Origin of the sequence: Microbacterium sp. (assembly GCF_026393345.1) — a bacterium.
Classification (GTDB): domain Bacteria; phylum Actinomycetota; class Actinomycetes; order Actinomycetales; family Microbacteriaceae; genus Microbacterium.
In genome coordinates, this window is the sequence record NZ_JAPLAI010000038.1 from 14127 (window position 1) to 38123 (window position 23997).

Below are 23997 nucleotides of genomic sequence, written 5' to 3' on the forward strand. Positions count from 1 at the left end.
GGCAGAAAGTGGGACATGTATGCGGGATCAGATCGGGGATGCGGTCCCGGTGACACGGATGCCGCCGGTCGGCGGGATCTCGACCTCGAGAAGGCTCGGCCGGCCCACGTGTCGCCCCTGCAGGATGCGGATGCGGCCCGACTCGGGCACGAGGCCGAGCTCCCGCAGATATCCGCCGAACGACGCGGCCGCCGACCCGGTGGCCGGATCCTCGTCCATCGTGCCGACGGGGAAGATGTTCCGCGCCTCCCACACGCCGATGCCGGGCTCCGCGCCCGCGCCATCACGGGACGGATGGGCGACGGTGACCGTGCCGGTCCAGCCCTCCGCATCCATCAGCGCACGCACCGCGTCGGGGTCGAACGTGAACCCGTCGAACCGGTGCTGCTCGCCGATGACGAGCACCGGATGCCGGTTGCCGGCGTAAGCGATCCGCGGCGGGAAGCGTGGGTCGAGGTGTGCGTCGGCGAGGCCGAGAAGCCCCAGCAACGTCTCCCGGACCGCGTCGGGCAGCTCCGACACCACCGGGTCGACGCTCGTGAAGGTGGCACGAATCGCTCCGCCGGATTCCTCCGTCTCGATGAGGACCTCGCCGACCGGGGTGGCGAAGCGGAGCGTCCCGACGCCGTCGCGCTCGGCGAGCGCCACGGCCGTGGCGACCGTGGCGTGCCCGCAGAAGGGCACCTCCGCGACCGGGGAGAAGAAGCGCAGCGGGATGCGGCCGTCGACCGCGGGCCGCACGAACGCGGTCTCGGCGTAACCGACCTCGGCGGCGATCTCCTGCATCCGTGCGTCGTCGAGACCGGTCGCGTCCGGCACGATCCCGGCGGGGTTGCCACCGCCCGGCTGGGCCGGGTCGGTGAACGCTGCGTACCGGAGGATCTCGGCGGTCATGCCTCGGGCTCGCCGGCGACGAGGGAGCGCAGCCAGTCCCGCGCCTCGACGAACACGTCGTCCGAGTAGCGGTCCGGGTAGCGGTTGATCACCCGGTCGGCACGGGGGTACGACCCGAGGAAGATCACCTTCGGGCTGAACCGGCGCAGCCCCATCAGGGCGTCCGCCATCCGTTCGTCCTGGATGTGCCCGTCCGCGTCGATGACGAACCGGTAGCGCCCGAGGGCATCACCGACCGGCCGCGACGCCAGGAGGCTGAGGTTGATCCCGCGGGTGGCGAACTGCTCCAGCATCTCCATCAGCGCGCCGGGGTACTCCTGCGGCAGTTCCACGATGAGCGAGGTCTTGTCGGCTCCGGTGGGGGGCGGCGGCGTCACGGTGCGCTGCACCAGCACGAACCGGGTCACGGCCTGCCTGTTGTCACCGATGTCCTCGGCGAGCAGCTGCAGGTCGTGGTGCTCGAGGATCCCGGGAGGGGCGATCGCCGCATCCGCGTCGCTCGATCCGTCGATGAGGCCGAGGGCGCTCGCGACGTTGCTGGATGCGGGCAGGTGCGCGTGCGCGGGAAGCTCGCGGCCGAGCCAGATCAGGCACTGCGCGTAGGCGACGGGGTGGGCGGCGACGAGCGACACATCCGCGAGAGAGGTCCCCGGGCGGGCGACGAGCACGAAACTGACCGGTACCAGGTACTCGCCCACGATCCGTATCCCCGGCATGGTGGCCAGCGCATCCTGCGCCGTGGACACGCCGCCGTCGACCGAGTTCTCGATCGCGATCATCGCCGCATCCGACCGCCCCTGCACGACATCATCCAGCGCCTCGGCGACGTTGCGCACCGGCTTCCAGATCTGGTTGCGCGCCTCGGGCACCTGCGAGAGCGCCGCCTCGGTGAATGTCCCTGCCGGCCCCAGATAGCTGTAGGTGCGGCGGGCGGCATCGGGTGCACTGTCGGTGGTCACGGCCACTCAGCCTAGACCTGACTCATCATCCTCCGGCTCGGAGTCGCGCTCGACGTCCCGCACCGCACCGCGCAGCAGAGCGAAGGCTGCCACGAGCAGCCACCCGCCGATCACGAGAGAGGCGACGATGATCCACACCCACTCCATGGACGCCCTTCCGGCTCGACGAACTCTCACGCTAGGTGGAGCCCCCCGCGCCTCCGACGGCCGTCAGCCACCGAAATCGGTGGTTTCCCCGTCCACCGCGATCGTCGCGACGCCCGCACGGCCCTCGGGGAGGAGCCGCCCGACGACCCGGACCCGGGCGCGCGGCAACGCGTCGGCCATCCACCCGGCGACGGCGTCCAGCGTGGCCTCGTCGAGCGCCCCGCCGCGATCGTCGAAGAGCACCACGTCGACGCCACGTCGACGCGCGGCGGCCACCGCTGCCACGAGCGGTTCGCGGGCGAGCACCCCGGCTCGGTATTCGTCGCGCAGCTCGCCCTCGAGCGCGACGCAGGCACGCTTCTCCTCGGGCGACAAAGGACGCGCCTGCCCGATCCGGTCGAGGAGCGGCACCACCCGCTCATCGAGGTCGGCGGCGCGCAGGGCGGACTCGGCGTGAGCCGCCGCATCCCACGCGGCACGCTGCGCCGCCTCCTGCGCACGACGGTGGAGCGCGGCCGCACGCCGTTGCATCCGGGTGACCGCCTGCAGGAGCAGCACGGCCAGGCCGACGAGGATCACGGGCCGCGTGACGACCCAGCCGAGCTCGATCAGCGCCGCGCCTGCGGAGATGCCGGCGGCAGCGAGGACCAACACGATCGATGCGAGACCGAGGAGGGCCATCCCGGTACGGCCGCGGAGGGCCAGCGCCACGAGGAGGAACCCGGCCGCCGAGCCGAACCAGATGGTCCCGTAGGAGTACGGCACCAGCGCGATCCCCCACACGACGACCCCGACGGTGATGGCGAGGAAGAAGGCCACACGCGCGATCCCCGGCAACGGGGAGGGATCCCGGCGCAGCACCTCGGCGGCCACGAGAATGCCGAGCAGGATGAGCACCGGCGCCCACCACGGGGACGTCGTCAGGGCGGACCCGATCGCCGAGAGGGTCTGCCCCACGACGAAGACCCCCGCGATGAGGGCGAGCCCGCGAGTGAGCGAGAGGTCGTCCCGGCCCGCAGCGGCCAAGTCGGTCGGGGCCGGCGGTTCCCACACGAGCCGGATGCGGGTGCCGCCGCCGGGAACGGACGCCACGTGCGCGGCGCCACCGGCGACGTCCCGCATCCGGCCGACGATGCTCAGCCGCACGCCCATCCGGTCGGGCGGGATGGTGCCGGGATCGAAACCGATGCCGTCGTCGGTGACCTCGATGAGGATGCGGTCGTCGTCGAGGTCGGCCGACAGTGCTCGCGGCACGCCCGCACCGGCGTGACGCACGCTGTTCTCCAGTGCCTGCCGGGTGGCGCCGACGAGGGCGTCCCTGACCGTCGGGTCGAGGGCGGGCTCGCCGTTCCCCCGGATCGTGACCGGGACGCAGAACCGTGCACCCTCCTGCGCGAGCGCGTCGCGGAGCGGGACGATCGGCGCGCCGTGGTCACGGGCGAGGGAAGAGACCATCCCGGCTGCCCCCACTGCCTGCTCCGCGAGCCGGCCGGGAGGTAGCGGGAGGTCGGCGCCGGCCAGGGTGAGGGTGGCGAGTACCTCGTCGTGCACCAGGGCGGCGGCCCGCGTTCGCGCGGCGAGTCGCCCGTGTTCCGCGGCGGCGAGGGCGGACGCCTCCGTCGCGGCGTCCGCCGCCAGATCCAACTCCCGACTGGTCGTGAGGAGGAACCCGCCGATCACGCAGATGACCGACCCGGTCAGCGCGGCCTGCGCGTCGTTGACGACCCCGTCGAGATCCATGCCGCCGACGAGGTACCGGTATCCGGTGGTAGCGGCGATCGTCACCGCCAGCACGATCCAGGCCAGGCGGGAGCCGCCGGCGAGGAGCGCGGCGATCACGACCGCCCCTGACGCCGTCATGAACCAGGGGATGCGGTCCAGATCCGGGGTTGCGGCCTGCGCAGGGAGGAAGGCCACCAGCAGCACGAGGTACGCCGCGACCGCGACCGCTCCGCCGCGGCGCAACCCTCCGGCCGACAGCCCCGGCGAGAGGATTCCGAGCCCGGCATAGAGCGCTGCGACGGCGATGGCGCCCATCAGGAACCAGGCGGGCAGCGACCGGTCGCCGTCGCGGTGGAGGAGGACCGCCGCGATGGCTGCGGTCGTCACGGCAACGACGCCGGCGCTGAGCATCACCATGCGCCGGGCAGCGAGCTCGGTGCGCCCCGCGTCGTCACCGGTGGCGACGACGCGCGCCTCAGTCACGTCGGGGGGCGGGCATGTACCCGTCTTCGATGCCGCGCTGGTACAGCTCGACCTTGGTCGCCGCGGGGCGACCAAGCTGGTGGTACACCGAGCGGATGCGGCGCAGATGGTCGTTGACCGTGTTCTCGCTGACGAACAGCGTCGCCCCGACCTCCTTCGCGCCGAGCCCGGAGGCGTACAGCGCGAGGACCTCGCGTTCGCGTGCGGTGAGGGGCGCTGCCCGGAGCAGCGGATCGGTGTCGAGGGCGGAGGCCCACTCGGTGCTGGGCACGTGCTCGCCGCGAGTGGCGGCGGTGATCGCGGCGACCAGGACGTCCTGCGGCGCGGACTTGCGGACGATCCCGAGCGCCTCGGTGCGGGAGGCCTCCCGCACCAGATACGGGTTCTCGGCGGACGTGAGAACGAGAACCTCGGCACCCCAGTCGCGGAGGGCGGCGACGTTTCGTCCCGGCTCGGTGCCGTCGCGGAGGCTGAGATCCAGCAGCACGAGGTCGGCATCGAGGATGTGCCGCACGATCCCGTCGACGGTCGGGGCGTGACGGGCGAACGTGAGCCCCTCGGCGGCGGCGACCACGCCCTGCACGGCGAGCGCCATCAGCTCATGGTCATCGACGATGGCGATGCGCGCCGCATCCGTCATCCTGCTCCCCCATCCCCCGGCGTCCCTGTCGAGTATGGCGCAGGTGTTCCGGGCCGAGGGCAGTGTCCGTCAAGAGGATGCCACCGGGCGTCGTGCAGGGCAGACTAGGCACATGAGCCGCGCAGGACAGCCCGCCGTAGCAACCGACCTCATCGACATCGACGAACTGATCGCCGCCTACTACGATCGCAAGCCCGACGCCGGCGTGCCGGCGCAGCGCGTCGCGTTCGGTACCAGCGGCCACCGGGGGTCGAGCCTGTCGACGAGCTTCAACGAGGACCACATCCTCGCCACCACCCAGGCGATCGTGGACTACCGCACGCGGGAGGGCATCACCGGCCCGCTCTTCCTCGGCCGGGACACGCACGGATTGTCGCTGCCCGCCGAGCGCACCGCGATCGAGGTGCTCGTGGCGAACGGAGTCGACGTGCGTGTCGACTCCCGCGATTCGTGGGTGCCGACACCCGCGCTCAGCCACGCGATCCTCGCCTACAACCGCGACCGGGCGACGGATGACCCGGGCCGGTCCGACGGCATCGTCGTGACCCCGAGCCACAACCCGCCGCGCGACGGGGGCTTCAAGTACAACCCGCCGAACGGCGGCCCCGCTGACACCGACGCCACCGGCTGGATCGCCGACCGCGCGAACGAGCTCATCGCCGCGGGCCTTACCGGGGTGAAGCGCACCCGGTACGCCGATATCGACTCCGACGCACTCGGCGAGTACGACTTCCGTGAGGCGTACGTGCGGGATCTCGACGCGATCATCGACATGGAGGCGATCAAGAAGGCGGGCGTGCGGATCGGAGCCGACCCGCTCGGCGGCGCCTCGGTCGAGTACTGGGCCCTGATCGGCGAGCACTACGGGCTCGATCTCACCGTGGTCAACCCCGAGGTCGACCCGACCTGGCGGTTCATGACACTCGACTGGGACGAGAAGATCCGGATGGACCCGTCGTCGCCGTCGGCCATGGCGGCGCTCGTCGCCCGCCGCGACGAGTACGACATCCTCACCGGCAACGACGCGGACGCCGATCGGCACGGCATCGTCACGCCCGACGCCGGACTGATGAACCCGAACCACTACCTGGCCGTCGCGATCGACTACCTGTTCTCGCACCGCGAGGGGTGGCCGGCGGATGCGGCGGTCGGCAAGACGCTGGTGTCGTCGATGATCATCGACCGGGTCGTCGAGGCGCTCGGCCGCACCCTGTATGAGGTGCCGGTGGGCTTCAAGTGGTTCGTTCCGGGCCTCCTCGACGGCTCCGTCGCCTTCGGCGGCGAGGAATCGGCGGGGGCATCGTTCCTCCGGATGGACGGCTCGGTGTGGACCACCGACAAGGACGGCATCCTGCTGTGCCTGCTCGCCGCAGAGATCCTCGCGGTGACCGGCAAGACGCCGTCGCAGCGCTATGCGGAGCTCGAGGAGACGTACGGCGCGTCGGTGTATCAGCGGGTGGACGCCCCGGCGACCCCCGCGCAGAAGGCGGCGCTCGCGAAGCTCTCGCCCGACGCGGTCACCGCGACCGAGCTCGCCGGTGAGGAGATCACCGCCAAGCTCTCGCACGCCCCCGGCAACGGGGCGGCGATCGGCGGCCTCAAGGTCGTGACCGCGGACGCGTGGTTCGCCGCCCGTCCGTCCGGCACCGAGGACGTGTACAAGCTGTACGCCGAGTCGCTCCGCGGTGAGGGGCACCTGCGCCAGGTGCAGGAGGAGGCCCGCGCGGTCGTCTCCGAGGCCCTCGGCGACGCGTAATCATTGGCGCCGAGACCACACCCGATTCGCGAGACCATATCCGATCGCATGTGGTCTCGGCGAACGGATGTGGTCTCGCGCTGCGGTCACCAGAGGGCGCGGGCCAGCGTCGCGCCGGCGTCGCGCAGCCACCGTGCAGGGTCGGCGAGCGCGGCAGCGCCGGACCCGGCGAGGCGCGTGAGCGACAGGGTCTCGGCGAACGCCGAGGTGTCCGCATCCGGGTCGATCCGGCCGGCGACCAGGGCCACGGGTGCCCCGGCGTCGGCCGCGAGAGCGGCCACATGCGCCGGCGCCTTGCCCGCCGCGGACTGCGCGTCGTAGGCACCCTCACCCGTCACGACGACGGATGCGGTGCCCACCGCGTCCGCGAGGCCGAGGAGTCCCGCCACTTCCGCCGCGCCGGGGGCGAGCCGCGCGCCCCAGGCGAGCAGCGCGAACCCGGTGCCACCGGCGGCGCCCGCACCGGCGGTCTCCGGGTCGACGTCGAACTGCGCGGCATACCGGGCGAGGGCGGTGTCCACGAGGCGCAATTCGTCGGCACCGAAGCCCTTCTGCGGGCCGAACATCGCCGCGGCGCCGGTGGCGCCGGTCAGCGGGGCGGTGACGTCGGTGAGCACGAGTGCCCCGCCCGGCGGCAGCGGCCGCATCCGGTCGAGGTCCACGGCGGCAAGGTCTCGTAGCCCTTCCGCGCCGTCCGCCGGCGCGCGACCGTCCGTCGTGATGATGCGGGCGCCGAGGGCTCGGAGCATCCCGGCCCCGCCGTCGGTGGAGGCGCTCGATCCGACGGCGAGCAACAGGCGGGAGACGCCGTGCGCGAGGGCGTCGGCGATGGCCTCACCGAAGGCGCGCGTCGACGCCCGCCACGGCTCCCGCCGGCTGCGATACAGCTCGATGCCGCAGGTACTCGCGAGTTCTACGACCGCGGTGCCCTCCGGCGCGGCCGGTGTGCCCGGCAGCAGCAGCCAGGTGGCGCCGATGCGTTCGCCCATGCTCCCGGCGGGTGCGACGACCGATACCGCCATGCGCTCGGCGCCCGGCACCGCCGCGGCGAACGCGTCGAGGGTGCCCTCGCCGCCATCTGCCATCGGGCGCAGCAGGATCTCCGCATCCGGGTCCACGTCCCGCCATCCGGCGGCGATCGCCCGCGCCACCGCCGTCGCACGAAGCGACCCCTTGAAACTGTCGGGCGCGATGACGACGCGGCTCATGCCCCGAGGGTAGACCCGGCCGAGACGCGACGGACTCTTCGACCAGTCGGCGCGGGCCGGAGACACAACGCGACCGCGCACCTGAAAGGATGGAGACATGTCTTGGCTTGTCACCGGCGGTGCCGGCTACATCGGTGCCCACGTCGTCCGGGCGCTCGCCGCGGCGGGACTGTCCCCCGTCGTGATCGACGATCTCTCCAGCGGCCACGAGGACTTCGTCCCCGAGGGCGTTCCGTTCGTGCGGGGCACCATCCTCGATCGCGACCTGGTCGAACGGACGCTGCGCGCGCACGAAGTGACCGGAGTCATCCACGTCGCGGGCTTCAAGTACGCCGGGGTCTCGGTGCAGCGCCCGCTCCACACCTACGAACAGAACGTCGAGGGGACCCGCATCGTGCTGGCCGCGATGGCCGATGCCGACGTGCAGAACCTGGTGTTCTCCTCCTCCGCCGCCGTGTACGGCACCCCCGATGTGCCCCTCGTCACCGAGGACCTCCCCAAGCGCCCGGCATCGCCGTACGGCGAGTCGAAGCTCATCGGCGAGTGGCTCATCCGCGACCAGGCGGTCGCCACGGCCGGCTCCCCGCATCCGCTCCGTCACACCTCGCTCCGCTACTTCAACGTGGTGGGCTCCGGCGATGAGAGCGTGTACGACTCGAGCCCGCACAACCTGTTCCCGATCGTGTTCGAGAAGCTGCTGGCCGGCGAGACACCGCGGATCAACGGCGACGACTACGACACCCCGGACGGCACGAACGTCCGCGACTACGTCCATGTCGCCGACATCGCCGCCGCGCACGTCGTCGCGGCGCAGCGCCTGGCGGCGGGCCTTCCGGTCGAGGCCGCCTACAACCTGGGCTCGCAGAACGGCCTGAGCGTGCGGGAGATCATGGACGCCATGGCCCGGGTCACCGGCATCGCCTTCACGCCCGAGATCGGCCCGCGCCGCGCCGGCGACCCCGACCGCATCGTCGCCACCGGCGAGCTCGCCGCGCGGGATCTGGGGTGGGTCAACCGGTACACGGTGGACGAGATGGTCCGCAGCGGCTGGGACGCTCGCCGCAACGCGAGCTGACCCGCCCTGACCGCGGCTGCGCCGGAGCGCGACTCAGCGGGGCGGGGCGGCGGTGCTCGCGCGCACCACGAGGGTCGCCGGGATCACCGTGCGGTGCGCGGCCGCGGATCCGCCGCCGTCGAGGAGCGCCGCGACGGCCTGTTCGCCGAGGCGGTCGAAGTGCTGGCGCACCGTCGTCAGCGGCGGCCGGTAGTTGGCCGCATCCGCCACATCGTCGAAGCCGACGACGCTGACGTCCTCGGGTACACGGAGCCCCCGTTCCGAAAGTGCCCGGAGGGCGCCGAGCGCCATCTGATCGTTCGCGACGACCACCGCGGTGGGCCGCGGGTCCCGCTCGCAGAGCTCGAGCGCCGCGTCGTACCCGGATGCGGACGTCCACCGTCCGCGGACCGGCTCGCTCACCGGCACCCCGGCCTGCACGAGCGTCTCGCGCCAGCCGCGCTCGCGTTCCGCGGCGGCATAGGAGGATGCGGGCCCGGCGAGGTGCGCGATGTCGCTGTGGCCGAGGTCGAGCAGGTGCCGGGTCGCGGCGACCGCACCGCCGACATGGTCGGTCTCGACCCCGAGGTAGCGGTCGTCGGGCGGCGAATCGACCACAACGAAGCGCAGGCCACCGGGCAGCGCTGCCGCACGGGCGAGTGCCGCCGCCTCGTTGATCACGACCACGCCGTCGACGCCCTGGTCGCGGAGGCGCTCGAACGCGGCGACCACGGGCTCGCTGCCGATCGTGACGACGGCGACGTCGTAGCCGCGGGCCGCGGCCGCATCCGTCACCGCCTCGAGCATGAGCGAGTTGCCCGCGGTCGCGAGGGTCGCCACGACCGCGCCGATCGTGCCGGTGCGGCCGGTGCGGAGGGCCCTGGCCGCGCGATGGATGCGGTACCCGCTCTGCGCCATGGCCGCCTCGACGCGCGCACGTGTCGACGGGTCCACCCGCGGGCTGGCGTTGACCACACGGGAGACGGTCTGCGCGGAGACGCCGGCGAGCGCGGCGACATCGCCCATGGACGGACGTTTCGCGGTCATCGGCCCTCCCGTGTTGACGATATCACGGCAGCGACGTAGCGTGTTATCGTGAACACACCCGGAATCTCCCCCGGCACCCCCGACGGCGTCCTCCTGGGCGCCGGCGTGGTGAAGCGCCCCACCCGGCTCGCCGACGGTCGCGACCTGATCTACTACGACGACCCCGGCACCGCGCTCGGCGCCGAGCGCGCCCTCGACGCTCGCGACCTGGCGCCGCGTCCGGAGACCGCGAACATGCGACTCGACGTGCTCACCGGCGACTGGATCTCGATCGCCGCGGCCCGGCAGAACCGCGCCTTCCTGCCGCCCGCCGAACTCGACCCGCTCGCGCCGCAGACGCCGACGAACCCGTCCGAGATCCCGTCCCGCTACGACGTCGCGGTGTTCGAGAACAAATCACCGTCCTTCGGCCCCGCCCTCGCCCGTGCCACCGGTGATGCCCCCGCGGCCGTCGATCCGCCACAGGGGCTCGACGATCTGGCGGCCTACGGCCTCGGTCGCACCCGCACCTCCGTCGGCCGCACCGAGGTGGTCTGTTTCAGCCCCGAGCATGCGGGCTCGTTCGGCACGCAGACGGTGGTGCGCGCCCGCACGGTCATCGAGGCCTGGGCCGACCGCACCGCCACCCTGTCGGCCCTGCCGGGCATCGCGCAGGTGTTCCCGTTCGAGAACCGCGGCCAGGAGATCGGCGTCACTCTCGCGCATCCGCACGGCCAGATCTACGCCTACCCGTACGTCACGCCGCGCACCCAGCGCCTGCTGCACGGCATCGGGCAGCTCGGCGACGACCTGTTCGACCGCATCCTCGATTTCGAGCGGGGCGCGCACGAGCGCATCGTGCTCGAGGGCGAGCACTGGACCGCGTTCGTCCCGTTCGCGGCGCGGTGGCCGCTCGAGGTGCACCTCGTCCCGCACCGGCATGCCGCCGACTTCGCCGAGACGACCGCCGCCGAGCGCGACGAGCTCGCCCCGCTCTACCTGCGGCTGCTCCGCGGCATCGACGCGCTGTATCCGACACCCACCCCCTACATCGCGGCATGGCATCAGGCTCCGGTGCACGTGGGACGCGCGGGCGCGCGCCTGCACCTCGAGCTCACGAGCCCGCGGCGTGCCGCAGACAAGCTCAAGTACCTGGCCGGATCCGAGGCAGCCATGGGCGCCTGGATCGGCGACATCCCGCCGGAGACCTCGGCCGCGCGGCTGCGCGACGCCCTAGAAGGAGTGACCCTGTGACGACGACGGATGCGGCCACCGCCGCCCGCGAGCTGTTCACCGCACTGACCGGCGCGGCGCCGGCCGGTCTCTGGTCGGCGCCGGGCCGGGTGAACCTCATCGGCGAACACACCGACTACAACGACGGCTTCGTGCTGCCGTTCGCGATCACGCACCGCACGGTCGCGGCCGTCTCGCCCCGCAGCGACCGCGTGGTGCGCGTGGCGTCGACGTTCGCCCCGGATGCGGTGGAGGTGCCGCTCGGCGACCTCGACGACCTCTTCCCCGCCCGACGAGACGAGATCGCGGAGTGGGCACGCTACCCGCTGGGGGTGGTGTGGGCGCTGCAGGGGCACGCCGCATCCGACGCCACCGGCTTCGACATCGCGATCGCGTCGGCCGTGCCGGTCGGTGCCGGACTGTCGTCATCGGCCGCGATCGAATGCGCGGTGGCGGTGGCCGTCGACGAGCTGTGGGCGCTCGGCCTCGACCGGAGCGCCCTGGCGCTCGCGGGCCGGCGCGCCGAGAACGAGGCCGTGGGAGCGCCGACGGGCGTTATGGACCAGATGGCGTCCATGCACGGCGAGGCGGATGCGGCGATCTTCCTCGACTGCCGCTCGCTGAAGGCCCGCGCGGTGCCGCTCGGTTTCGCGGAGGCGGGCCTGGAGGTGCTCGTCATCGACACCCGGGTCTCGCACGCCCACTCCACCGGCGGCTACCGGGAACGCCGCGCCTCGTGCGAGCTCGGCGCCCGCCTCATGGGCGTGCCGGCGCTCCGCGACCTCGGGGTCGACGATCTGCCCCGGGCGCAGGAGCTACTCGACGACGTCACCTTCCGGCGGGTGCGCCACATCGTCACCGAGGATCAGCGGGTGCTCGACACCGTCCGCACCCTCGGCGAGGAGGGCCCGCTCGCGATCGGCGCACTGCTGCTCGCCTCGCACGCGTCGATGCGCGACGACTTCGAGATCTCGGTTCCCGAGCTCGACACCGCGGTGGCGACCGCCATGGCTGCGGGCGCGGTGGGCGCCCGGATGACCGGCGGGGGTTTCGGCGGGGCGGCCATCGCGGTGGTGGACCGCGGGCTCGTCTCACCCGTGACCGCCGCCGTCGAGCAGGCGTTCGCGGACGCCGGTTACCGCGCGCCGCACATCTTCACCGTGACGCCGGCCGCGGGTGCCGGCCGCGCCTGAGCTGCAGCGGCGGTGGAGGGCGGCCGCACCGCGGTTAGACTCGCCCTTGTGAGCGAGGATGACGGCGCGGTCCGCACCGAATTGGCGGTGTCGCTGCGTGAGCTCGCCTGGGCGATCCACCGGCAGGCGCCGGAACGCGCCGGCGTCGGCCCCATCCCGACGACCGAGATCGCGCTGCTCAAGCAGATCATCGACAATCCGGGTTCCACGGTCGGGGATCTCGCGCAGAGCCTGGGCCTGCGCCAGCCCAATGTGAGCGCCTCACTGCGCTCGCTCATCCAGCGCGGCTTCGTCGACCGGCGTCAGTCCGAGACCGATCGACGCACCGCCGCCGTGTTCGCCACGGATCTCGGGATCACCGAGCACCAGGAGATCTCCGCCGACTGGTCGGCGCCGGTGCAGACCGCGATCGCCGAGCTCACCCCTGCGGAGGTGGCGACCCTCGCTGCGGCGGCCCCCGCGCTCGAAGCGATCCTGCGGCGTCTGCGCCAGCGGGAGTCCGCCGGCGTCTGAGCGGGATCCGCCCTGGCTCACGGGTCGCCGCCGTCGTAACGTCGATGACGTGGCACGCGGCATCCGGCTGCGTCCGGAAGGAGAACACCGTGGCTTTCGTGACCGTCGGGACCGAGAACTCCGTCGACGTCGAGCTGTTCTACACCGATCAGGGCAGCGGGCAGCCGGTGGTGCTGATCCACGGCTTCCCCCTGAACGGCGAGTCCTGGAACAAGCAGCAGAGGGCGCTCCTCGAGGCCGGGTACCGGGTGATCGCGTACGACCGCCGCGGGTTCGGTGCGTCCACCAAGACCGCGCTCGGGCACGACTACGACACGTACGCCGCCGACCTGCACGCGCTCATCGACACCCTGGAGCTGACGGATGCGGTGCTCATCGGTTTCTCGATGGGAACCGGTGAGATCGCCCGGTACCTCAGCCGTTACGGCAGCGCGAAGATCGCGAAGGTGGCGTTCCTCGGCTCGCTCGAGCCGTACCTGCTCATCACCGACGACAACCCGGACGGGGCGGGGGATCAGGCGTTCTTCGACGGCACCGCGGCCGCGGTCGCCGCCGACCGGTATGCGTTCCTCACCGGCTTCTTCCACGACTTCTACAACCTCGACGACACCCTCGGCAGCCGCCTCTCGCCGGAGGCACTGCAGGCGAGTGTGGCGGTGGCGAACCAGGCGGGGAACGCCGCCATCGCGGCCGCTCCCCTGACCTGGCCGACCGATTTCCGCGCCGACATCCCGGCCGTCGACGTGCCGGCGCTCATCGTGCACGGCACCGCCGACAACATCCTGCCGATCGACAAGACCGGCCGCCGCTTCACCGAGCCGCTGCCGGAGGCCACCTACGTCGAGATCGAGGGTGCGCCGCACGGGCTGCTGGGGACGCACGGCGACGAGGTCAACGCCGCGATCCTGGACTTCCTCGCGCCCTGAGCGCCGCACGAACTCCGCAGAATCGCGCAAAGTTCGCCGCATCCGGCCAGAATCCTGCGAGGTTCGTCGCATCCTGCGAGGTTCGTGCCCACATATCCTCATGACTGCACGCATCCACTCGCGAGGAGCAGTATGACCCTTCCCGACATCCCCGTCGTGTCCATCGACTCCGGTGCCGTGCGCGGTGTGTGGCGGGCGGGCTCGGCCGCATACCTCGGCATCCCGTTCGCGCAGCCGCCCGTGGGCGACCTGCGGTTCGCGGCCCCCGTCCCGGTCGAACCGTGGCAGGGGGTCCGCGACGCGACCGAGTACGGTGCGACGGCGCTACGCACCGACCCGGGGAACACGATCATCCCGGAGCCGGCCATCCCGGGCGACTCCACCCTCAACGTCAACGTGTTCGCCCCCTTCCCGCAGAACGCGGATGCGGCACTGCCGGTGCTCGTGTACATCCACGGCGGCGGGTACACCGCCGGCTCCCCCGCGAGCCCGTGGTACGACGGCGCCGCGTTCACCCGCGACGGCGTGGTCACCGTGACGATCTCGTACCGGCTCGGATTCGACGGGTTCGGATACATCGACGGCGCGCCGCACAACCGGGGCGTTCGCGACTGGCTCGCGGCGCTGGAATGGGTGCAGCGGAACATCGCCGCATTCGGCGGCGACCCGGCCCGCGTGACCCTTGCGGGACAGTCCGCCGGCGGCGGTGCGGTGCTGACCCTGCTGTCGATGCCCCGCGCGCAGCACCTCTTCCACGCCGCGTGGGTGATGTCGGCGGCGCTCGGCGACGTGTCCGAGGACGCGGCGCGGGAGCGCGCGACCCGGCTGGCGGCCCTCGCCGGGGTCACGGCAGACCGCACCGGCTTCGCCTCGGTGCCCGAGGAGAAGCTGCAGGGGCTGCTGAACAGGGCGGCGCACGCGGAGACCCGCGACCGGCTCGCTCCGGTGCGGGACATGATCGACGACGGCCCATCCTGGGCGCCGATGGTCGACGGCGACCTCATCCCGCTCCCGCCGGTGGAGGCGCTCCGCGAGGGCGTCGGCGCCGGCAAGCCCCTCGTCATCGGGGCGACGGACGACGAGTTCACGATGGTGCTCGACCCGCTTCGCCGCATCCTCGCCGTCGTCCCGGCGGGGTTCGCGCTGGGCCGGCTGGGCGTGCCAGGACCCGTGCGGGCCGAGTACCTGCGCGCGAACACGGACCGCCGGCGCGCCGGCACCGCCGCGATCCTCGGCCGGTTCGTGACCGACCGGGTGTTCCGCTCGCTCGTCGCCCGCGTCGCGACGGCCCGCTCCCGCTCGCACGCGCCGGAGGCGGCGCCGACCTGGGTGTACCGGTTCTCGTGGCCGTCACCGACCAAGCGCTGGGCCTGCCACTGCCTGGACGTGCCGTTCTTCTTCGACGCCCTCGGCGCCGAAGGCACCACGGCGCTGCTGGGGGATGCTCCGCCGCGGGCGCTCGCCACCGCAGTGCACGGCGCGGCCGTCGCGTTCGCGCGCACGCAGGATCCCGGCTGGCGCGCGTGGTCTGCGGCACCGGGGTCAACGCGGGTGTTCGGCGGACCCGCATCCGCCCCCGACGTGCTGCCGGACGGCTACGCCTCGGTGGCCGCGCTGTACTGACCGCCACGTCTCCCCCGACCGGCCCGCGCCGAGACCACATCCGTTCGCCGAGACCACACCCGATCGGATGTCGCCTCGGCGAACGGATGTGGTCTCGGCGAAAAGGGACTCGGGCGCCCGCTCAGCGGAGCGCCGGAATCACCTCACGTTCGAACAGGTCGACGCCGGTGCGGTCGTAGGCATGCTCGGGGAAGTAGTGGATGGCGTATGCCAGCCCCTCATCCTGCAGCGCGGTGAGTCGTTCGACGACCTGCGCCGGGGTACCGACGAGCGCGTTGCCCGAGGAGCCATAGTCGGCCATGTACTGCGCGGTCGCATCGCCGAGGTACGGTGCGACACGCGCCTCGATCGCCTCGAGCCGCTCGGTCACCTCGGCCTCGGTGGCGCCGATGACGGTATTGAAGTTCGCGCTCAGGGTGATCTCGCCCGGGTCGCGGCCGATCTCGGCGCAGTGGGCGCGCAGCACGTCGCGCTTGTGGGCGAAGTCCGCCGGGGCCACGTTCGCGTAGTCGCCGTACTCCGCGACCAGCCGCAGCGTCTTCTTCTCACCGCCGCCCGCGATCCACAGCGGGATACCGCCCTGCTGCAGCGGCAGCGGACGCACCGTCGCGCCGCTCATCGAGTAGTGCTCGCCGTCGAGGGTGACCGAGCCGCTCGTCCACGCCTGCCGCATGATCTCGACGCCCTCGCGCAGCATCCCGAGCCGCTCACCGATCCGCGGGAAACCGTAGCCGTAGGCGCGCCACTCGTGCTCGTACCAGCCGGCGCCGATGCCCATCTCGACCCGGCCGCCGGAGATCGCGTCCACGGTCGCGGCGACCTTGGCGAGGTAGGCCGGGTTACGGTACCCGATGCAGGTGCACATCTGCCCGAGCCGGATGCGGTCGGTCGACGCCGCAAACGCCGCCATCAGCGTCCACGCCTCGTGCGTCGCCTCCTCGCTCGGCACCGGCACGGTGTGGAAGTGGTCGTAGACCCACAGCGATTCCCAGGGGCCTTCATCGGCGCGCTGCGCGAGAGTGCGCATCACCCGCCAGTGGTCGGCAGGGTCGATGCCGACCAGATCGTGTCGCCAGCCTTGAGGGATGAAGGTTCCGAAGCGCATTCGCCCAGCCTAGGACGCAACGATCTCCGCGTGGGGGATGCGGGTGCGCATGATCTGGATCGCCTCGGGGTTCCGGTCGACGAGCACGGCGTTGCGGCCGAGCGCAGAGGCGACCGCTCCGGTGGTGCCGGAGCCCGCGAAGAGGTCGAGGACGCTGTCGCCCGGCCGACTCGAGGCCTGCACGATGCGCCGCAGGATCCCCTCCGGCTTCTGCGTCGGGTAACCGGTCTTCTCCCGCCCGCTGGTCGGGACGATGGTGTGCCACCACACGTCGGTGGGAAGCTTGCCGCGGGCGGCCTTCTCCGGGGTCACCAGTCCCGGCGCCATGTACGGCTCCCGGTCGACGGACTCGGAGTCGAACCAGTAGCCGGCCGGGTCTTTCACGTACACGAGGATGGTGTCGTGCTTCGTGGGCCAGCGCCGGCGGGATTTCGCCCCGTAGTCGTACGCCCAGATGAGCTCGTTGAGGAACCGGTCGCGTCCGAACAGCGCGTCCATCATGACCTTGGCGTAGTGCGCCTCGCGGTAGTCCAGGTGCAGGTACAGCGTGCCGTCGTCGGCGAGCAGCCGCCAGGCCTCCGCCAGCCGCGGCTCCAGGTAGCCCCAGTAGTCGTCGAATCGGTCGTCGTACGTGCGGAGGTCCCCGCGGAGCCGCTCGTAGCTGGTCCCCCGGAAGCCGCGCTTGACCTCCCCCGACACCGAACCCACCACCGAACCCACCACCGAACCCGACATCGAACTCAGCCGCGCTGCATCCGTAGCTGCCGCCGCCGTGCGCGCCGTCTCGACCGCACGTCCCTGCGTCCGGCCGGTGTTGAACGGCGGGTCGAGGTAGATGAGCGTGAATGCGCCGTCAGGGAGGGTCGCGGCGACCTCCAGGTTCTCACCGTGATGGATGCGGACGCCGCCGTGCGGCTGTGCCGGGGCAGGGGCCGGTGCCGGTGGGGTGGGGGCGGTCACGGGACGCGGTGCAGCCACGCGTCAGTGGCGAACTTCGAGGCCACCAGCGCCTCGGCCTCCGCGTACTCCTCGTCGGTGATGCGACCGGGCACGGCGCCGTACAGCGTGGTGAACGTGTCGATGAACCGGTCGATGATCGCCTCGCGGGGAAGACCGGTCTGGCTTCGGAGCGGGTCGACGCGCTTGGCCGCGGATGCGGTGCCCTTGTCGCTCAGCTTCTCGCGGCCGATGCGCAGCACCTCGGTCATCACCTGACCGTCCATGTCGTAGCTGAGGGTGGCGTGGTGCAGCACCCCGCCGTTGGCGAGCCGCTTCTGCGCGGCGCCGCCGATCTTGCCGTGGGGGCCGGTGATGTCGTTGAGCGGCTGGTACACCGCGTCGATGCCGAGGGAGCGCAGCGCCTGCAGCACCCAGTCGTCGAGGAACGCGTAGGAGTCGGCGAAGGTCATCCCGGCGACGAGGGAGGCGGGCACGTACAGCGAGTAGGTGACGATCGAGTTCGCGGCCATGAGCATGGCGCCACCGCCGGAGATGCGCCGGACGACGTCGAAGCCGTGCCGTGCCGCACCCTCGGGGTCGACCTCGTTCCGGTACGACTGGAACGAACCGATCACGACGGCGGACTCGTTCCACTCCCACAGGCGGAGCGTCGGGTTCCGGCGACCGTCGCCGACGCGGGTCGTGAGCACCTCGTCGAGGGCGAGGTTCATGCGCGCCGACACGGGCGGCTCGTGGACGACCTCCCAGGAGAACTCCTTCCACCCCGGTGCGGTCACGAGCGCCCGGCGCACCGCGGTGCCCACCGACTCCGGCGTGAAGCCGAGCAGCTGCGCGCCGGCGGGCAGCGCCTGACGAACGGCGGCGGCGATACCGGCCGCATCCGTCTCCACCGGCAGCCCCTCGATGGCCGCGTCGATGTCCGCCAGGGCGTCGTCGGGCTCGAGGAAGAAGTCGCCGGCCAGGTGGAAGTCCACGATCCGGCCGTCGCGGACCTCGAGGTCCACGACCACGAGCTTGCCGCCGGGCACCTTGAATTCGCCGTGCATCCTCCCAGCCTAGGCGCGCGGGGGCGCCTCCCGCTCAGTCGCGGGCAGGGAAGCGCGCGTCGAGCCAGGCGAGGAGGTCGGCACGGACCTCCGCCTGCGTCACCTCGTTGAAGATCTCGTGGCGCGCGCCCGGATAGACGAGCGTGGTGACGTCGGTGAAGCCGGACCGCTCACGGTAGGCGGCGGCCAGCCGGTGGACGCTGCGGGGGCCGCCGACGGTGTCCTCCCGGCCCACCATGAGCAAGGTCGGAATGTCGACGCCGATGTCCTTCCGCGGGCGGCCGAAGATCCGCGCCGCCTCACGCACCCCGAACAGTTTCATCAGCGGCACCGAGGTGGTCAGCTCGTCCTCGAGGAACGCCCGTCCCACGGCGAGGTCGCTGGAGAGCCACTCGGTGCCCGTCGCGTCCGGGGCCTTCCACGGCGCGTTCAGGTCGCCGGCGTTCAGCGCGCCGGGCATCCGCAGCGCCGACCCGGACAGCACGATGCCGTCATACGCATCCGGATGCCGGTTGACGAGGATCTGCGCGAGGAACGAGCCCCAGGAATGACCGAGGATCACCAGCGGCAGGTCGGGGTTCTCCGCGCGGATGATCTCGGTGAGCTGCCACAGCGCGCCGACCGCCGCCTCGTGCCCGCCCGCGCCGAGGCGCCCGAGCCGTGCCGGATCGCCCCACTGTCGCATGCCGGTGCGACCGTGCCCGCGGTGATCGTCGGCATACACCGTGTAGCCGTCCGCGGTGAGCGCCGCGATCAGCGCGGGGTACCTGCCGGCGTGCTCGCCGACGCCGTGGAGCAGCTGCACGACTGCCCGCGCTCGGGTCCGGGCGGGATGGAGGTCGTAGACGATGGTGACGCCGTGTGCATCGACGAACTCGGGCATGCCCGTAAGGTTAAGGCACGCTCAGTCGCGGCGGGGAAGCAGTTCTCCGTCCACGACATCGATCCCGGGCACCTGTTCGAAGGTCAGCTCGGGCTCATCGCCGTCCTCGGGGACGGATTCGTTCGGCTGGGGTCGCACAGCGGACCACCTCCTGAAGCTTGGCCTCCAGGATGTCCCGCGCACGGTGCACCAAGGCGGCCCTTGACAGCCGGCCGAGCGGCCCGTATTCCGCTCAGGCGGTGGCGGGCGGGAGGTCGTCGTCCGGCTCGGGCACGATCGTGAGGCCGTTGGGGCCGGATGCGGCGAGCATCAGCTCCTCCACCCAGGCGCGGTTGATGCGCGGTTGGCGGCTGCCGTAGAAGTGGAACTGCATCGGCACGGACGGGTGCACCCAGAAGCTGCGGCGGCCACTACCGTCACCGATCTCCACGTCGAACATGAACGGCTCGCCGCGGCGGAGCTTGTTCATGACGACGATGCGCAGATGCGCCAGCGTGCGGTCTTCGATGTCGACCGCGTTCGAATTGGTGTCGTAGATGAATCGCCCCATGGTTCGAGCATACGGCGGTCATCCACAGGCCCGAAGTGCCCGGACGGGCATCGGGTTATGGTGGGGCACATGGGCACGATCTATTACGGCGGCACGAGCTCTCCCATCAACATCGACGATCGCGCTCTCGCGCACCTGAAAGTGGTCATCGCCACCAAGCTCCGCCGCGGCGAGAGCTTCACCCTCTCGTGGCGTCACACCGACGACCAGCCTCGCGGGCGCAGCACGGTGTGGCTGCACCCGTCGATCCCGCTGCGGTTCGTGTTCGACGACCCCGAGCCCACGGTCCTCGACCGGCAGTGGATCGAGGAGCTAGCGAGTTCCGCGAATTCATCCGGCGGCATCATGCTCGTCCCCGAGCAGCTGGACACGCCCCACCCGATCGAGTCCTGACGCGCGCCGACTCCGGCCGCGCAGGTCACACGGTGAGGCCGACCGCCACGAGCACGACGGCGATGAGCGGCGGGACCAGCTGGATAAGCGCGGACCGTGCCTTCGACGGGCTCGACAGGAGCAAGACGAGGCCGGCGGCGAGCATCGACCCGGTGCCCACGAAGACCAGCGTCGCCCCGATCTCGGCGGCGCCGGCGGCGAAGAACACGATGCCGCCGACCGTGACGATCGTCAGGAACAGGTTGTAGAAGCCCTGGTTGAAGGCGAGCGGCCGGGTGAGCTCCGCCTCCTCGATGGTGCGCACCCCGAAGATCGCCCGGGCGCGGGCGCCGGTCCACAGCACCGACTCCAGCACGAAGATGTAGACGTGGATCAGCGCGGCGATGCCGGGGAACACGAGTCCCGCAATGAGCATGGCGCCTCCCGATGGCTGAGGCCCCTTTGTAGCACGGGCACGCCCGCGGGGCGATCACACCCGCAGCGACGCCCCGTACGGGTGCGGCCCGTGGAGTTCGCGGTGAAGCCGCTCCATCCGGTCGTCCAGCGCGGCCGCGGTCACCGCCGCATCCTTCAGACTCGCCACGAGGTCGGCCGGGACGGCACCGTCGTACTTGTAGTGGATCTTGTGCTCGAGGCTCGCCCAGAAGTCCATCGCAATGGTGCGGAACTGGACCTCGACCGGGACGGAGACCGGACCGGTGGAGAGGAACACGGGGACCTCGACGATGACGTGCAGGCTCTTGTAGCCGTTGGGCTTCGGCTCGGCGATGTAGTCCTTCACGACGCGGACCGTGATGTCTGCCTGTTGCGTGAGCAGGTCGTACAGCCGGTAGGCGTCGGCGGTGAAGCTGCAGGTGACGCGGACGCCGGCGATGTCGGTGATGTGCGTTCTGATCGAGTCGAAGTCCGGGTCGATGCCCTTCCTGGCGACCTTGTCGACCAGGCTGTCGGGCGACTTCACCCGGCTGGTGACGTGCTCGATCGGGTTGTAGTCGTGCATGCTGCGGAACTCTTCGCGCAGGATCGAGATCTTCGTCTCGATCTCCTGCATCCCGAACCGGTACTCCAGCAGGAACCGTTGGATCTCGTCGCGTGCCGTCCGCATCTCCGCGACGGACAGGCTGATCGGCACATCATCGACGGGGCGCGTCATGGTCCGAATGTACGACGACCCCCTACGCGGATGCTGTGAGAGGAGCGTTCGTCAGAGCACGCCGGCAGCCTGCCGGGCGGCACCGAGCGCGACGTACTCCCCGGGCGCCGGCACCTCGACCGGCAGCCCCAGCACGAGCGGCGCGATCTGCTGCACCGCCTCGGACTGCGCGGCACCGCCGATCAGCAGCGCCCGCCGGAGCGGCACGCCGAGACCGCGGACGGCGTCGAGGCCGGCGCCGAGACCCGACAGCATCCCCTCCACCGCCGCACGGGCGAGGTTCTCCCGGGTCGTGGCGGCGAGGGTCATGCCGAGGAGCGACGCGGTGGCGTCGGGCAGGTTCGGGGTGCGTTCGCCCTCGAAGTACGGCACCAGGGTGAGTCCGCCCGCGCCTGCGTCGGCGGCGAGCGCGAGCCGGCTGAGCTCGGCATGATCCACACCGAGGAGGCGGGCGATCACATCGAGCACCCGCGCGGCGTTCAGGGTCGCGACCAGCGGGAGGAAGTGGCCGGAGGCGTCGGCGAAGCCGGCGACCGTGCCGGTGTCGTCGATGGTGCGCTCCGTGCTGACGGCGAAGACGGTGCCGCTCGTGCCGATGGACATCACGACATCCCCCGGCCCCGCGCCGACCCCGAGGGCCGCGCCCGCGTTGTCGCCGGCGCCCGGTCCGACGCGGCGCCCGGCCGCATCCGTCGTCCCCTCCGCCGGACCCAGCACCCGCGGCAGGATCGCGTCGTGCCCGAGCGCGGCGATGAGCAGCTCCCGGTCGTAGCCGCCGGTATCGGGACGCCAGTACCCGGTGCCGGACGCGTCGGACCGGTCGGTGGCGAGCTCGTCGAGCACCGGCCCGCGATCCGACTCCCCCGCCGGGCCGTACCCGCGTAGCCGCCAGGTGAGCCAGTCGTGCGGCAGGGCCACGGCCGCGACCCGAGCGGCGTTGTGCGGCTCGTGATCGCGGAGCCACCGCAGCTTCGTGAGGGTGAACGACGCCACCGGCACGAGGCCGGTGCGCTCGGCCAGCTGCGCGGCGCCGAACTCGGCGATGAGGTCGCGTGCGGCCCCGGCGGAGCGCGTGTCGTTCCACAGCAGCGCGGGACGGATGACTCGTCCCTCCTGGTCGAGCACCACCATCCCGTGCTGCTGACCGCCGACCGCCCACGCGGTGACGTCGTCGAGGCCGCCGGCGTCCGCGATCGCGGCCTGCAGCGCCTGCCACCATGCTGCCGGATCGACCTCGGTGCCGTCCGGATGCGGCGCCCGCCCCTGCCGGACGATCTGCCCGGTCTCGGCGTCGACGATGACGACCTTGCACGACTGCGTCGACGAGTCGACTCACGAAACCGAAGCCGTGACCGCCGAAGTAGGCGGCCGGGTCGAAGTCCTCGTATGCGGAGCGGTCGGCGAGCAGGTCGTCGTAGCTCTCGCCCTCGCCGAGGGTCGGCTGCGACAGCTCGAGCACCTTCGAGGCCTCGAGCGCCGCGTGCACCTCCGGGTCGGCACGGAAGGCCGCGGCGCGCTCCTTGAGCAGCAGGTAGGTGCGCATGTTCGCGGCGGCGGAGTCCCAGACCCCGGTCTCGTCCTCGGTGCGCGAGGGCTTGTAGTCGAAGTGACGGGGACCCTCGTAGGCGGGGCCGCCGTTCAGTCCGCCGTTCTCGAGCAGGTCGACCAGCGCGAACGCGTTGTGTAGGTCGCCGTGACCGAACACGAGGTCCTGGTCGTACTTGATGCCGCGCTGACCGTTGAGGTCGATGTGGAACAGCTTGCCGTGGTAGAGCGCCTGGGCGATGCCGGCGGCGAAGTTCAGGCCCGCCATCTGCTCGTGCCCGACCTCGGGGTTGAGGCCCACGAGTTCGGGACGCTCGAGCGAGTCGATGAAGGCGAGCGCATGGCCGAGCGTGGGCAGCAGGATGTCGCCGCGGGGCTCGTTCGGCTTGGGCTCGATTGCGAACCGGATGTCGTAGCCCTTGTCGGTGACGTAGTCGCCGAGGAGGTTGACGGCCTCGCGGTAGCGCTCGAGGGCGGAGCGGATGTCCTTCGCGGCGTCGTACTCGGCGCCCTCGCGGCCGCCCCACATGACGAAGGTCTTCGCGCCGAGTTCGGCGGCGAGGTCGAGGTTGCGCAGCACCTTCCGCAGCGCGAAGCGGCGCACCTGACGGTCATTGGAGGTGAAACCGCCGTCCTTGAAGACCGGTGCCGAGAAGAGGTTGGTGGTGACCATCGGCACGATGAGGCCGGTGTCGGCCAGCGCGCCCTTCAGCCGGTCGATCTGGGTCTGGCGCTCCGCGTCGGTGGACCCGAATGCGAACAGGTCGTCGTCGTGGAAGGTGAGCCCGTACGCACCGAGCTCGGCCAGCTTCTCGACGGCGTGCACGACATCGAGCGCGGGCCGGGTGGGTCCGCCGAACGGATCGGTGCCGTTGTAACCGACGGTCCAGAGTCCGAACGAGAACTTGTCGGCGGGAGTGGGGGTGGGCATGGCGGGTCGCTCCTTCGCGGATGAATATGTTGCGAGCGCCAACATACTACGATG

23 protein-coding genes and 1 pseudogene are annotated in these 23997 nt (G+C 71.7%); 8 read left to right on the forward strand and 16 right to left on the reverse strand.

Features of this window, described 5'->3' with window-relative positions; all coding sequences use genetic code 11:
• Positions 1–27 precede the first annotated feature (27 nt).
• From NT132_RS06210 to NT132_RS06230, 5 genes are all read right to left on the reverse strand, one after another.
• A complete protein-coding gene (locus NT132_RS06210) occupies positions 28–894 on the reverse strand; it encodes a PhzF family phenazine biosynthesis isomerase (RefSeq protein WP_297786434.1) in 867 nt (288 codons plus the stop codon).
• Positions 891–1853, reverse strand: a complete 963-nt coding sequence (pheA, locus tag NT132_RS06215) for a prephenate dehydratase (RefSeq protein ID WP_297786437.1) — start codon at positions 1851–1853, stop codon at positions 891–893. Before pheA ends, NT132_RS06210 begins: the two co-directional genes overlap by 4 nt.
• 6 nt (positions 1854–1859) lie before the next feature.
• The gene (locus tag NT132_RS06220; RefSeq protein WP_297786440.1) at positions 1860–2000 is read right to left on the reverse strand and encodes a hypothetical protein; all 141 of its coding nucleotides are present in this window, start codon (positions 1998–2000) and stop codon (positions 1860–1862) included.
• A 63-nt stretch (positions 2001–2063) separates the two neighbouring features.
• A complete protein-coding gene (locus tag NT132_RS06225) occupies positions 2064–4205 on the reverse strand; it encodes an ATP-binding protein (protein WP_297786443.1) in 2142 nt (713 codons plus the stop codon).
• Entirely contained in the window at positions 4198–4845 is a 648-nt protein-coding gene (locus NT132_RS06230; RefSeq protein ID WP_297786445.1) for a response regulator transcription factor, read from the reverse strand. Before NT132_RS06230 ends, NT132_RS06225 begins: the two co-directional genes overlap by 8 nt.
• Before the next feature lie 112 nt (positions 4846–4957).
• On the opposite strand from NT132_RS06230, the gene pgm reads away from it, so the two are divergent.
• Positions 4958–6601, forward strand: coding sequence for a phosphoglucomutase (alpha-D-glucose-1,6-bisphosphate-dependent) (gene pgm / locus NT132_RS06235; RefSeq protein ID WP_297786448.1), 1644 nt, complete (start codon positions 4958–4960; stop codon positions 6599–6601).
• Positions 6602–6687: 86 nt separating this feature from the next.
• On the opposite strand, the gene NT132_RS06240 is transcribed toward pgm, so the two are convergent.
• The gene (locus NT132_RS06240; RefSeq protein ID WP_297786451.1) at positions 6688–7809 is read right to left on the reverse strand and encodes a glycerate kinase; all 1122 of its coding nucleotides are present in this window, start codon (positions 7807–7809) and stop codon (positions 6688–6690) included.
• Positions 7810–7906: 97 nt separating this feature from the next.
• On the opposite strand from NT132_RS06240, the gene galE reads away from it, so the two are divergent.
• Positions 7907–8884 carry a UDP-glucose 4-epimerase GalE gene (galE, locus tag NT132_RS06245; RefSeq protein ID WP_297786454.1) on the forward strand — a complete coding sequence of 326 codons (978 nt, stop codon included), beginning with the start codon at positions 7907–7909 and terminating at the stop codon, positions 8882–8884.
• A 33-nt stretch (positions 8885–8917) separates the two neighbouring features.
• Here galE and NT132_RS06250 read toward each other — a convergent pair whose 3' ends face one another.
• Entirely contained in the window at positions 8918–9910 is a 993-nt protein-coding gene (locus NT132_RS06250; RefSeq protein WP_297786457.1) for a LacI family DNA-binding transcriptional regulator, read from the reverse strand.
• A gap of 48 nt (positions 9911–9958) precedes the next feature.
• Here NT132_RS06250 and galT point away from each other — a divergent pair, with 48 nt between their 5' ends.
• The 5 genes from galT to NT132_RS06275 all read left to right on the forward strand — a co-directional run bounded on the left by galT (position 9959) and on the right by NT132_RS06275 (position 15377).
• Positions 9959–11143 carry a galactose-1-phosphate uridylyltransferase gene (gene galT, locus NT132_RS06255; protein WP_297786460.1) on the forward strand — a complete coding sequence of 395 codons (1185 nt, stop codon included), beginning with the start codon at positions 9959–9961 and terminating at the stop codon, positions 11141–11143.
• Positions 11140–12315, forward strand: coding sequence for a galactokinase (gene galK / locus NT132_RS06260; protein WP_297786463.1), 1176 nt, complete (start codon positions 11140–11142; stop codon positions 12313–12315). Before galT ends, galK begins: the two co-directional genes overlap by 4 nt.
• A gap of 48 nt (positions 12316–12363) precedes the next feature.
• Entirely contained in the window at positions 12364–12828 is a 465-nt protein-coding gene (locus tag NT132_RS06265; protein WP_297786466.1) for a MarR family transcriptional regulator, read from the forward strand.
• An 89-nt stretch (positions 12829–12917) separates the two neighbouring features.
• Entirely contained in the window at positions 12918–13754 is an 837-nt protein-coding gene (locus NT132_RS06270; RefSeq protein WP_297786469.1) for an alpha/beta hydrolase, read from the forward strand.
• 132 nt (positions 13755–13886) lie between these two features.
• On the forward strand, positions 13887–15377 hold the full coding sequence (locus NT132_RS06275; protein WP_297786472.1) for a carboxylesterase family protein: 1491 nt from the start codon (positions 13887–13889) through the stop codon (positions 15375–15377).
• Positions 15378–15498: 121 nt separating this feature from the next.
• Here NT132_RS06275 and NT132_RS06280 read toward each other — a convergent pair whose 3' ends face one another.
• The 5 genes from NT132_RS06280 to NT132_RS06300 form a co-directional block, all read right to left on the reverse strand.
• A complete protein-coding gene (locus NT132_RS06280) occupies positions 15499–16482 on the reverse strand; it encodes an LLM class F420-dependent oxidoreductase (RefSeq protein WP_297786475.1) in 984 nt (327 codons plus the stop codon).
• A gap of 9 nt (positions 16483–16491) precedes the next feature.
• The gene (locus tag NT132_RS06285; protein ID WP_297786478.1) at positions 16492–17442 is read right to left on the reverse strand and encodes a site-specific DNA-methyltransferase; all 951 of its coding nucleotides are present in this window, start codon (positions 17440–17442) and stop codon (positions 16492–16494) included.
• Positions 17439–18488 (reverse strand): biotin/lipoate A/B protein ligase family protein, encoded by a 1050-nt coding sequence (locus tag NT132_RS06290; RefSeq protein WP_297786482.1) that lies wholly within the window; start codon positions 18486–18488, stop codon positions 17439–17441. The genes NT132_RS06285 and NT132_RS06290 overlap by 4 nt, the downstream gene beginning before the upstream one ends.
• Before the next feature lie 34 nt (positions 18489–18522).
• On the reverse strand, positions 18523–19371 hold the full coding sequence (locus tag NT132_RS06295; RefSeq protein WP_297786485.1) for an alpha/beta hydrolase: 849 nt from the start codon (positions 19369–19371) through the stop codon (positions 18523–18525).
• 232 nt (positions 19372–19603) lie between these two features.
• Positions 19604–19921: an ATP-dependent DNA ligase gene (locus tag NT132_RS06300; RefSeq protein ID WP_297786488.1), complete on the reverse strand. Its 318-nt coding sequence runs from the start codon at positions 19919–19921 to the stop codon at positions 19604–19606.
• A 69-nt stretch (positions 19922–19990) separates the two neighbouring features.
• Here NT132_RS06300 and NT132_RS06305 point away from each other — a divergent pair, with 69 nt between their 5' ends.
• Complete coding sequence (locus NT132_RS06305; protein WP_297786491.1) at positions 19991–20314, forward strand: hypothetical protein; 324 nt, start codon at positions 19991–19993, stop codon at positions 20312–20314.
• Positions 20315–20339: 25 nt separating this feature from the next.
• Here NT132_RS06305 and NT132_RS06310 read toward each other — a convergent pair whose 3' ends face one another.
• The 4 genes and pseudogenes from NT132_RS06310 to xylA all read right to left on the reverse strand — a co-directional run.
• Positions 20340–20729, reverse strand: coding sequence for a DUF1304 domain-containing protein (locus NT132_RS06310; protein WP_297786494.1), 390 nt, complete (start codon positions 20727–20729; stop codon positions 20340–20342).
• A gap of 54 nt (positions 20730–20783) precedes the next feature.
• Entirely contained in the window at positions 20784–21467 is a 684-nt protein-coding gene (locus tag NT132_RS06315) for a GTP pyrophosphokinase family protein (protein ID WP_297786497.1), read from the reverse strand.
• 51 nt (positions 21468–21518) lie between these two features.
• Positions 21519–22766, reverse strand: a complete 1248-nt coding sequence (locus NT132_RS06320; protein WP_297786541.1) for an FGGY family carbohydrate kinase — start codon at positions 22764–22766, stop codon at positions 21519–21521.
• A 34-nt stretch (positions 22767–22800) separates the two neighbouring features.
• Positions 22801–23943: pseudogene (gene xylA / locus NT132_RS06325) on the reverse strand (xylose isomerase); the annotation flags it as partial.
• Positions 23944–23997: the final 54 nt, after the last annotated feature.